The sequence below is a fragment of the Paenibacillus sp. H1-7 genome, assembly GCF_022354825.1.
Taxonomy (GTDB): domain Bacteria; phylum Bacillota; class Bacilli; order Paenibacillales; family NBRC-103111; genus Paenibacillus_S.
The window spans coordinates 2,539,552-2,550,388 of the sequence record NZ_CP031168.1 but is presented as its reverse complement, the minus strand read 5'-3'; the positions used below and the strand labels follow the sequence as shown (position 1 = coordinate 2,550,388).

General features: G+C 52.3%; 8 protein-coding genes. 2 read left to right on the top strand and 6 right to left on the bottom strand.

Annotated features, from left to right (window positions below):
• Positions 1-16: 16 nt before the first annotated feature.
• The 4 genes from DVH26_RS11470 to murB all read right to left on the bottom strand — a co-directional run bounded on the left by DVH26_RS11470 (position 17) and on the right by murB (position 5,237).
• A complete protein-coding gene (locus DVH26_RS11470) occupies positions 17-1,051 on the bottom strand; it encodes an SGNH/GDSL hydrolase family protein (protein ID WP_239633819.1) in 1,035 nt (344 codons plus the stop codon).
• 27 nt (positions 1,052-1,078) lie between these two features.
• A complete protein-coding gene (locus tag DVH26_RS11465) occupies positions 1,079-2,413 on the bottom strand; it encodes an ABC transporter substrate-binding protein (RefSeq protein ID WP_239633818.1) in 1,335 nt (444 codons plus the stop codon).
• 359 nt (positions 2,414-2,772) lie between these two features.
• Positions 2,773-4,182: an extracellular solute-binding protein gene (locus DVH26_RS11460; RefSeq protein WP_239633817.1), complete on the bottom strand. Its 1,410-nt coding sequence runs from the start codon at positions 4,180-4,182 to the stop codon at positions 2,773-2,775.
• A gap of 143 nt (positions 4,183-4,325) precedes the next feature.
• Positions 4,326-5,237 (bottom strand): UDP-N-acetylmuramate dehydrogenase, encoded by a 912-nt coding sequence (gene murB / locus DVH26_RS11455; protein ID WP_239633816.1) that lies wholly within the window; start codon positions 5,235-5,237, stop codon positions 4,326-4,328.
• A 312-nt stretch (positions 5,238-5,549) separates the two neighbouring features.
• On the opposite strand from murB, the gene DVH26_RS11450 reads away from it, so the two are divergent.
• A complete protein-coding gene (locus DVH26_RS11450) occupies positions 5,550-7,418 on the top strand; it encodes a DUF2264 domain-containing protein (RefSeq protein ID WP_239633815.1) in 1,869 nt (622 codons plus the stop codon).
• 684 nt (positions 7,419-8,102) lie between these two features.
• Here DVH26_RS11450 and DVH26_RS11445 read toward each other — a convergent pair.
• Positions 8,103-8,456 carry a DUF2500 domain-containing protein gene (locus DVH26_RS11445; RefSeq protein ID WP_239633814.1) on the bottom strand — a complete coding sequence of 118 codons (354 nt, stop codon included), beginning with the start codon at positions 8,454-8,456 and terminating at the stop codon, positions 8,103-8,105.
• Positions 8,457-8,654: 198 nt separating this feature from the next.
• On the opposite strand from DVH26_RS11445, the gene DVH26_RS11440 reads away from it, so the two are divergent.
• Entirely contained in the window at positions 8,655-9,350 is a 696-nt protein-coding gene (locus DVH26_RS11440; RefSeq protein WP_239633813.1) for a metal-dependent hydrolase, read from the top strand.
• Positions 9,351-9,403: 53 nt separating this feature from the next.
• Here DVH26_RS11440 and DVH26_RS11435 read toward each other — a convergent pair whose 3' ends face one another.
• Positions 9,404-10,702 carry a stalk domain-containing protein gene (locus DVH26_RS11435; protein WP_239633812.1) on the bottom strand — a complete coding sequence of 433 codons (1,299 nt, stop codon included), beginning with the start codon at positions 10,700-10,702 and terminating at the stop codon, positions 9,404-9,406.
• Between the last annotated feature and the right edge of the window lie 135 nt (positions 10,703-10,837).

Below are 10,837 nucleotides of genomic sequence, written 5' to 3'. Positions count from 1 at the left end.
CTCTAGATCCTTTTTGTTAGTCATTCCTTAGTTGTTCTACTGTTTCCTGCAGTTGAGCTGCGAGCCGTTCGCCCATCATGATATGTCCGAAATCGGAGGGATGGATCAAATCGCTCGTTAACGAGGTGAATTCGGTCATGATCTCGCTGCCCTCCACCAGCCGGAGGCTGGGGTGCCCCTTCGACGCCGCATAGCTGCGGAGCACTTCGTTATAGCGTCGTTCGTTTTCGCTCAGAATGCTGCCGGAATCTTTGAAAAAGCCCGCACGGTTCGGGTAAATCGTCGTCAAAAAGACCGGCTTGAGCGGATGCTGATCAATGATTTGATCCAGCATGTAGTGCACTCTGCGTTGGAACTCCTCTACAGGAACGCTTCCGCGCATATTGACTCCAAGCTCCAGGAAAACGAGATCCCAATCGTCCCGCTGCGCTATGTGATCGGCAACCTCCTGCTCGCAAAAGCACGAACCGCTTAAGCCCAAATTCAAAGCATCCACCTGCAGACGGCGGGCCGCTTGCTGGATATAGCCGTTGTAATGGCTCTGAGCACCTGCGCCCTGCGTAATGGATGAGCCGTAAGCGAGCAGCTTCAGCTGCGGCACTTCATCCGGGGAAGGGGGTCGCACCTCATGTCCGAACGCGTCGACATCGTAGAATACCGCATTGAACCTTTCGCAATAAACGCGCCATACTTTTGACGAAAACGCCCGGTTATCGAGGCTTTCCGGAATCACATCCGCGAAGCGTTCCGGCGTTTCCAGCTGCAGCGTTGTCATTACTCCAGCAGGCAGCGTATGCGCGGAGTGAAAGAAATCGCCGCGGAAGACAAGCGCCTTCCCCGTCGTTTCTATCGAGGACATCGTTACCCGCACATGCTTCGAATCAGTGACGAACCGCAGCTCGCAGCCGTTCGACTGCACCGCTTTGGTCCTGCCGTTTTCAGTCAGCGCATGGCGCACCTGCTTCGGAAACCGGTGAAGCCGCAAGCCGGGCATCCGCTCCTTTTGCTCCAATTCGACTACGTTATGAAACTGTATTCCTTGAAACTTCATACGGTTAGTCTCCAGTCCGTCCATGGGTTATTTTTTCTTCTCGGTTTCAATCGCTTTGTTCGCTCTTTCCTCGGCTTCGCGAAGCGCGGTGTTCTCGTCCTTGCCTTTATCCACATCGACCAGCGCAGCGAGCATTTCTTTGTCGGCGATGGCCTGAAACTCCGTTTTTTCCGTCGGATCGGCGAACCTGACCGGCAGCAGCGATTTTACATTTTTGCCGGCCATATTCTTGTCGTTCGTGGCGAAGTTTTTCATAATTCCGCCCTGATTTTTCAATATCGACGAATAGCCGTCCCGGACAAGAAAATCCTGGAATTCGTCCGACGTTACATAGGACAGCACCTGGAACGCCGCATCTCTGTGTTTGCTTCCTTTGGCCAAATAAAAATACGTAGGATAAGATTGCGGCCCGACGCCAGGCTTCTCCTTGAAGGTCGGCAGCTGAACGACATCCCAGTTCACCGCGTCTTTGAACGTTCTTGCGGTCGTGCTAAGCGCAGCGTACATGGCGACATTTTGATCCTTGTAAAAAGGCTCCTGCTGGCTCACCAGATTGTACTTGTTGTCGATGAGGCCGTTGCCGGGAATTTTGTAAAAACGGGATAAGTTCGTAAACGCCTGCCGGAACGAGTCCGAAGTGAAAGCAGCTTTGGACGTCTTGGGATCGATATGCGGTGCGGAGAGCTGATTCAGCTGCATCAAATGCTGTACGGACATCGTCATTCCCTTATATTGCTGGCCGTTCTCGCTGCGGGTCATCGTTTTGGCCACCTCGTACACTTCATCCCATGTCATGCCGTCCTTTGGGTAAGGGACTCCGAACTTGTCGAACAGGCTTTTGTTATAAAAAAGCGCCCCCGACGTGGTGCTGGCCGGCAGCCCGTAAATGCCGCCTCCGGCAAGCTGCTTCTGAATGTCGATGGTCGACGGCTCCAGCCGGGACAGATCGTAATTGTATTTCTTGATCAAATCGCTGATGTCGTCCTGCATGGAGTAAGCCAGCAAAAAATTTGAAGTCAGTCCGATGGAACTAATCAATACATCGATCGTCTGACCGGATGTGATGACGGCGGGGAGCGTTTGCGCATCCTTCTGAGGAACGAACTTGAGCGTATAGTTCGGGAATTTCTTCTTGATCTGATTCCCGTACGTATCCATGAATTGCTGCTCTGTCCAGCCGTTGACGCATACGTAGAACACCAGCTCCGCAGGCGTTTCCGAGACCTTCTTGGCCGGATTGCCGCCTTCCGCTGCCGGCTCTCCTTTGGTTTCAGGCACCGTCCCCGTTCCTTGGCACGCTGTTAGCGAAGCCGCCAGCAAGCAAACGGCAAGCCCCGTGACTCCCAATCGTTTTGTCCGCATATCGATTGAACCCTCCTATTTCGTTTCTACCCCATACCCGGTCCCATTTAACTCTTATCTGACTCACAAATTCACTATAACCCATCCTGAAAGCGTGGTCAATATGCAAAACGAATATTTTGTAGGTTATATATGAGGTACAAACTATCATTGGTAAGAGGATTGACATGACCGGTTCCCGGACAGCGAAGCCAAGCTATAGAGCTCTTCCTGCTGAGATGCATGATCACATTTTCATGAATCATTACGTTTTGCCGTGAGGTTCTAGGCAACAAAAAAGCACCGGCTCGTACTGAGCGCGGTACTCTTCGTCATATGAAATCCAAGTCATACAGATAGCTGCCTTGCAAACCGTCCAATTACAGCAAATCGACCAGCTTCCCTTTGCTTGCTTCCGGCAGCAGCAGCTCCAGCTTCCTGCACAAGGTCTCACGATCCTGCAAGCCGGACAAAAACAGCATCGTGTCCCTCTGCATTTCCTTGAGCTGGTTGTTACTCAGCCCCATTTCCTTAATGAGCCGGAACGTCGGTATGATCTCGCGGTACATGAAGAACCGGAACGGCCGGTAGACGAACTCCTCGCCCTGCCACTCCATGGCGCGGCGATGCGCCGTAATGTTCAGCGTATGCTGGCGGACGAGCAGCTGCGACTCGTAAGAGGTCAGAAAGCGGACGAGCAGCTTGGCCGCTTCCTTATGGCGGGTACGGCTGTTGACCGCAAGCCCGTTGACAATCAATAGCGTCCGGTTGTTGTTCAGTCCGGGCAGCGGCGATACATCGAACGATATTCCCGCATCCTTCAACTGATTCAGGAAAAAATACGTCGTCATAATAACCGACACCTTGCCTTCCAGGAACAGCGCCTCCGCGTCGGCATCGCTCTCCGACAGCAGAACCGGGAACACATCCTTCATCTCCAGCAGCTCCCGGCAAATCTCCAGGCCATCCACCGCTTTGCTTGCAGCCAGATGGTATTCCCCTTTATCGTCCGCTTCGATCGTTTCCCCGCTTTGCAGCATGAAGATCGGCCAACGGTTGCGGGACGGCAGGTAGAAGTAGAACCCGAACCGTTCGCCAAGGACGGCAAGCTGCTTGCCGTACCGGAACAGGTCCCGCCACGTCCAGCTGCTGTCCGGCTCCGGCACTCCCGATTCCCGGAAATGCTCCTTGTTATAGCAAAGCACGACGGGAGATAGAATGAACGGCTGTACTAGCGTACTATCTCCTTGCAAGAATGGGGCGGTGGCGAAAGGGTAGAGCTCGTCGTTTTTCTCCAGCGGCTCGAGCAGTACGGTCCGCTCCCCTTCCTCGAAGTCTTGAAAATTATTGTTGTTGAGCATCGCCACATCGACCATGTCCGCTTCCATATATTCCTTGAGGGCCCGGCTGTAGCTGGACTGGGGAAGCTCTACAGGCTGCACCTGGATGTGCGGGTACAATTCGTGAAACGCCTTCAGCAGCTTGTCCATTCCGGCCAGCTCGGCCGTCGCACGGACGTAGCCGAATTTCAGAATCGTGCCGTGCTCGGGACGGGGGCTTTTGACCCTGTTGCCGACACGGGCGATTTTCTCGATCAGTCCTTCGGCAACTAACGTATCCAATCCTTTGCGGACCGAGTTGTTGCTGAGCTGGAACCGGACCTCCAGATCGCTCTCCGATGGCAAAAAGCCGCCGACGGCATATTTGCCCGAAACAATCTCCTCGCGCAAGGTAACAATCATCTCGTCCAATCGAATGCGAAAATATTTACGGCTGTTTCTTTTCTGCATGAAGTTACCTCACATCTGACTCAATTTCCACTCGGTATTCCTAATCTTAGCATACTGAAAATGAATAACAACAACAAGCTTTTATGGTGATATATTCACTAGACAACACTCTGATTGCAATGATCGCAGATATAGGTAGGAGCTTATTCGGAAGAAAAACCGACGAATTTCACCTCCGTAACGAGGTCGACGCCGCGTTCTTGCTTCGCGCGAGCTTGAGCTAATCGGATTAGCGCTCTTACGTCATCAGCCGTAGCTCCTCCTGTATTGACAATAAAATTGGCATGGAGGCCGGAAATTTGGGCTCCCCCAATGGAGTACCCTTTTAAACCGCAGGACTCTAGTATCTCCGCTGCGAATAGTGGTAACGGATTTCGAAATACACTTCCGCATGAGGGCTGCTTAAGAGGCTGTGTCCTCATCCGTTTTTCTTTATATCGTTTTGTATTTTCCGCAATGGTCAAGCGGTCGCCCCGGGAAAGGGAAAACAACGCCTTCAAAACAATCCAAGGTTTGCGTTGCAGTACGGATTCACGATAACTAAAAGCAAGATCTCGGGCTTCCAGCCAGAAAGCATCCCCTTTTTCATCCATAACGAATGCTCTCGATAGAATCTGCGATACGTCCGAACCATGGGCGCCGGCGTTCATACAGACAGCTCCGCCTACCGTACCTGGAATCCCGCCTGCAAATTCCAATCCCGCAAAACCATGCTTAGCGGCTTGAAGCGATAGCGTTATCAATGAAAACCCGCCGCCGGCAAGAACGCCGTCCTCGTTGAACGAAGCCGTGTCCCATTCCCCTGCTAGACGTAACACCGCACCACGAAATCCCTCATCGGAAACCAGCATATTGGAGCCTTTGCCAATGACCATCCAGGGTACTGCCTCCGCATTAAGAATGCGAACGGCTGCTGATATTTCCTCTATCGTACGCGGAAAGACGATGAGGTCGCATCGCCCACCGATTTTCCAAGTAGTATAAGTGTGCATCGGCGCATTTACGGTAAATGGAACTCCTGTACGTTCAAGCTCCGAGATCACTTGTTCACGCATGCTAATCACCTGCCAATAAAAGTCACCTGATATATTCCATTTCCCTTGTATTAGTTCCTGCTTCTGACTAGCCGCAACTGCCGCTTACCTATCGCGACAGTTTCATCGGAAGCTGACGCTGAATGCTTTTCTCATCCTCCATAGAAAGGCCACGATAGGGTCTACCCACTAATTGGTAAGGCAATGGGTCATAACGGTATTTTGATTTGTTTCTCTACAATCTTGACTTGTTGGCTGCAAAACGCTCCCCGGTCTAAAAATCGCGGTATAATCGAAGCAATTTCATTTCATCTACGACACGGAGGCATTTTCATGAAACCCTGGGATTTACCGATCACGCTTAATCCGCTAATAACACGAGACGATCTTCGCCGTGCCTTTTTGCAGCTTACGGATCCTTTGAAGCCGTACTACAGCACAGGCTCCTCACGTCTTCATATCGGCAACACCGGAGCTAGCTATCCAGATCATATTGCTGGGATCGAGGGCTTCTCAAGAGTACTGTGGGGACTCGTTCCGTACATGGCGGACGGGAGCGACAGCGAGCTGTGGGAGACCTACGTTCAGGGGATAAAAAACGGCACGGATCCTTCCCATGAAGAATATTGGGGCACTGTCACCGATTACGACCAGCGTCTGGTAGAAATGGCTGCCTTCGGCTTCGCGCTTGCATTGATCCCGGATAAAATCAAAGCAAGCTTTACCGCTCAGGAGCTTCAGCGTCTCTACGACTGGCTGGAGCCCATTAGTCATAGTAAACTGTGGGATTGCAATTGGCTGTTCTTTCTGGTTCTGGTCCAAATGGGCTTCAAAAAGGCCGGCCTTCCTTACCGTCAAGAGCTGCTGGAGCAAACGTTGGACGCGATGGAGCGCTTTTATTTGGGAGAAGGCTGGTATGCCGACGGCGTTAACGGGCACAGCGACTATTATGTGCCTTTTGCCATTCACTTTTACGGGCTGCTTTATGCCAAGCTGATGGAAGAGGAGGATCCGGAACGATCCCGTTTGTACAAACAAAGAGCGGAGCAATTCGCTCACTCCTTCATTCATTGGTTCGATGAGGATGGCGCGGCTTTGCCTTATGGCCGGAGTCTGACGTACCGTTTTTCACAAGCCGCCTTTTGGGGCGCGCTGGTCTATGCCGGCGTGGAGCCTTACCCCATGGGGGTCATGAAGGGTATTGTGCTGAGACACTTGCGATGGTGGTTCCGTCAGCCGATCTTTCATCCGGACGGAACCTTGTCGATCGGCTACGCCTACCCGAATCTGGTTATGGCGGAAAACTACAATTCGCCGGGCTCGCCGTACTGGGCGCTGAAATCCTTTTTGCCTCTGGCTCTTCCGGAGGATCATCCGTTCTGGACAGCGGAGGAGCTCCCTCTGCCGAGGCTGGCGCCTCAAAGCGTTCAGCAGAAGCCGCATCTCGTCATTTGCCGAGACGCAGCAGCTTCACATATCGTTGCGTTCAATGCGGGTCATCTGTCGACGAACGAGCACACTCACACGTCAGCCAAATATGAGAAGTTCGCTTATTCGACCCGGTTCGGCTTCAGTGTGCCGCGCGCCGAATGGGGATTGAGTCAAGGAGCATTCGATTCGATGCTGGCGATCAGCGAAGGCGACAATCTGTACCGGGTCAAACGCAAGTGCGAGGAAACCTCCATCGACGACAACGGCAGAATCCATGCACGGTGGAAGCCTTGGAATGATGTCAAGGTCCAAACGTGGATCATTCCGGGGACGCCGTGGCATGTAAGGGTACACCGCATATCCTCGGAACGAACGCTTGATCTGGCGGATGGAGGCTTCGCTCTCGGTATCGAGGAAGGCCGATGCGGTACAAGTCCGCTGCGGACCGATGAAGGGGAGGTAACAGCGTGTGCCGCCAATTCCGCCGGTGCGAGCGGTATTGTTTTACTGCACGGAGCCGGGAAAGCGGAGCTGATCTATCCCAATGCGAATACGAATGTGATGTATCCGCGCACCGTCATTCCGACGCTTCGGATGAGCATGAAACCGGGGGTAAGCTGGCTTGTAACCGCCGTTTACGGGCAGCCCGGCCAGGCCGATGCGGAGCATTGGCTGAAGTCGTGCCCATCCGTCCGCTTGAATGGAGACGAGCTGCAGATCATGGGAAGCGGCTCCCAGGAGCCGCTATTCCAGATTCGTTTGGATTCATGAGCAGAGCCCCGGATCTCCCCGGGGCTCTAAGCTTGTTGAGAACACCGATTCCATCGAAAATGCTAAAGGTGGGTGGGTCTCTCCACTTACGATGCCAGTTGTCCTACGGAAAACTCTTAAGCGACCGCCTTTGTTTTTAAGAAAATGACCACCAGACGTCTTTGGTGGTGTACCTCCCTCCAGCCAAGCTAATGAGAATCGGACAGGAAATCCGTTATTTTCTGAAATGAGACTACTTTTGGAGAGTGATCGGACAGATAATCCGTTATTTGCTGATTTTACCGAAAAAAACGGTGTATTTTCTCGAAATAAAGGATCTGTTGTCCGATCACTCTGCAAAAAGGTCCGTTTTTGATGAAATAACGGATCTACGGTCCGATCCGGCCCAACTATGCTCTCCAGCGTTACAGGCACCTCGCGAATTGGCTTATTGAAAGACCTAAGTAGCTGAACATAAAGGTACAACGGTATCCCGACGAGCTACTTCCTTCCGTAGAGCATTGTTTTCATCGCTTTCCAACGTCAATTTCCAGAAAACAAACGGAACCTTGTCGCTTCTCCTGGAGATACTCCTGGACATACCACCTAACCAACATTAGCATGTTTGAGTGAACCAGGCTTCAAAATAAGCTCAGAGAGCCCCGGATCTCTCCGGGGCTCTCTTTCTTTTGGCTTAGTATGCGATCATTGCCTTTGAAACTCATGAAACCGGGTGCCTTGATAAACAAGGGTTCCTTCGTCCCCTTCGACCAGCAAACCGTACATATTCCCTCGTACCTGAAGCTCGATACGTTCCTTGTCGGCAAATTCAAAAGTAATATAATACGTTGTAGTTGCGCTGGTGTCTCCGGATCCCCCGGATACATTGGTTCGTTTGGAGACAATGCGCGCCGGTACGCTTACTACATCCGCTGCGTTGTTGCGGGTCCACGTAGTTAGTCCACGGACAGCGACAAAGACGATCGTTCCAATGATTAAGAAGCTTATGAGTCCGAACATGAAGCTGAATATGGGCGGCGGTCCAAAGCCTGTGTGCATTCCATCATCCCCTTACCATTGCGATAAAACAGGAACATTATACCATATCCCCTTCTATCTGTAACGATTAGGGAGTGGCTCGGGAGAAGGGCTTCATTGTCAGCCGGCTAAAACTGCGGCAGCATTTGTATGCTCTCTCCCTGCTCCGGTATAATAAGGATGGGAAAATACTACCTATTCGGATAAGAGGTGACTGTTATGTTAACGATCGAATATCACGGACATTCCTGCATTCAGCTGTCGGACGGGGAGCACTCGCTTGTTATTGACCCTTTCCTGACAGGCAATCCGCTGGCTTCCGTAGATCCGGAATCCATTCGCGTTCAACACGTGCTGCTGACGCATGCTCACGCAGACCACATTGCCAACGCAGCCCAGATCGCCCGCGCCAACGATGCGACCATTATTGCCATTCACGAGCTGGCTACCTATATGAGCTGGCAAGGCGTCAAGACCAAAGATATGAATATCGGCGGCCGCCTCTCTCTCGGATTTGCCGAGCTCCAGATGGTACAAGCTTTCCACAGCTCAGGGATCATTGATCACGACAAACAGCAAATCGTCTATGCCGGAATGCCTGCCGGATTCATTATCCGCTGGAATGGCAAAACGATTCTGCATGCAGGGGATACGAATCTGTTCCTCGATATGAAGCTGATCGGTGAAAGAAACGACATTGACGTCGCTTTCCTGCCGATAGGCGATTTATTTACAATGGGACCGGAGGATGCAGCGACCGCAGCGGAATGGCTGCAGGCCAAGCAGGTCGTTCCGGTACATTACGACACCTTCGAGCTGATCAGGCAGGACGGACCTGCCTTCGTCGATCTTCTGAGCACCCGCGGCATCCAAGGGAAGGCGCTGAAGCCCGGTGAGAAGCTCTCCTTGTCCTAAGAGCGTAACAAAGAACAGGCCTGATTAAACCAGGCCTGTTTTCTTTTCCGACATTAGGAGCGGATGTGCAGCATCCCGATAACGCCGTCTTCCGGCCAGTTGTACAGATCCTTCCCTAACGTATAGCTTATGGACTTGCGCACGGCGGAGTCTGTCAACAAAGCGTTTCTAAGCCCCTCCGTAATAATCAGCTCGTATTCCCTCTCTCCCTTGCTTAAAAACAGCCGTATGCTGCGCTCCTCGGTTCCGCCCGTCTGCTTGAGGACATCCGACAATTCAGCGGTCCATTGCGTCACCGTTTGCCCGTAAGGAACTTCCTCGTCATAGTGGTAGATAGCCTTGTCGTTCTCGAAGCGATCAATGATGATATCGCGCTCCCCTTCCCTGCCTGAAGAAAGCTTCATTATGAGTGCCGGATGCTCCAAGGGGTCGATTGGACGTCCGTCTTTAAGCTGTGCGGTATAGGTGGCGGGATCCCAATTCACCTTAATCCCGAGCTTCTCGGACGTATCCCGCAGCGGTACATAGACGACGTCGCGATACGAGAAGGGCTGCCCTTCAGGAGCATAGAGCTTGCCGTCCACTTTCACCTGCACATTGGAGTAGGAAACGGCCGCTTCGAAAGGCTCGCTGCCGACCGGTATGCCGGACACCGAATCCTTGAATTCCGATTGAGACGGATTGCCCTGAGCGGCTATGCCGGCCCATTCCGAACGGAGCAATATTTCGAACCGGTTCGGATCGCTGTTCCAGACGGTTACGTAGCCGAGAATATCCCGGAAAAACGTCATCGGAACATAAAGCGAGTCTTTAAAGAACAAGGGAGTGGCCGTTACGGGAACCGCCGATCCGTCCAGTGTCAGCTTCACATTCGATCCCGGATATAGAGTAACCGTATGCACACCAGGCTCGGGTTCCGGTACCATGTCCATGTTTTTCAGAGCGGGTATCCTTCTTGCAGCCTCTTCTCCCTCGAATACATCGAATACCGATACGGCAGGCCGCCCTAACCGGTTGTTGGCATAGAGCAAGTAGTCACGACCAACCTCCAGCGATGCCCCGCATTGATCGCTATCCGCAGCGGTCAGCACGGTCCGGGTGAAGCTTCCTTTCAGCTGGCTATCGTTAATGAGCGTAGCCATCTTGTACAATTGGCCCTTGTAATACACGTTCTCCAGCTTCGAAACCATTCCGTACAGCACGTGGCTCGATACGGAATAATCATATTCCGGGGTCGTAGTCTCCCCCTTCGAGCAAGCAAACGCCTTCTCGGGACCCGCCGTCAGCCCGACAGGAATAGACGCCAGGGTTAGGCATGCGGCCGCCAGCAATGCGGTCATTCCTTTTTTCATCGATGACACTCCTTCATTAGGCATTCCCATAAGGAAAACCCAAGTTTTTGAACAATCACTTCTATTTCTATAAGCATTGTTCCCGTTGTATAACCATTGGACAGAAAAATCCTATGGGTAAAAAGCTCAGCAGTT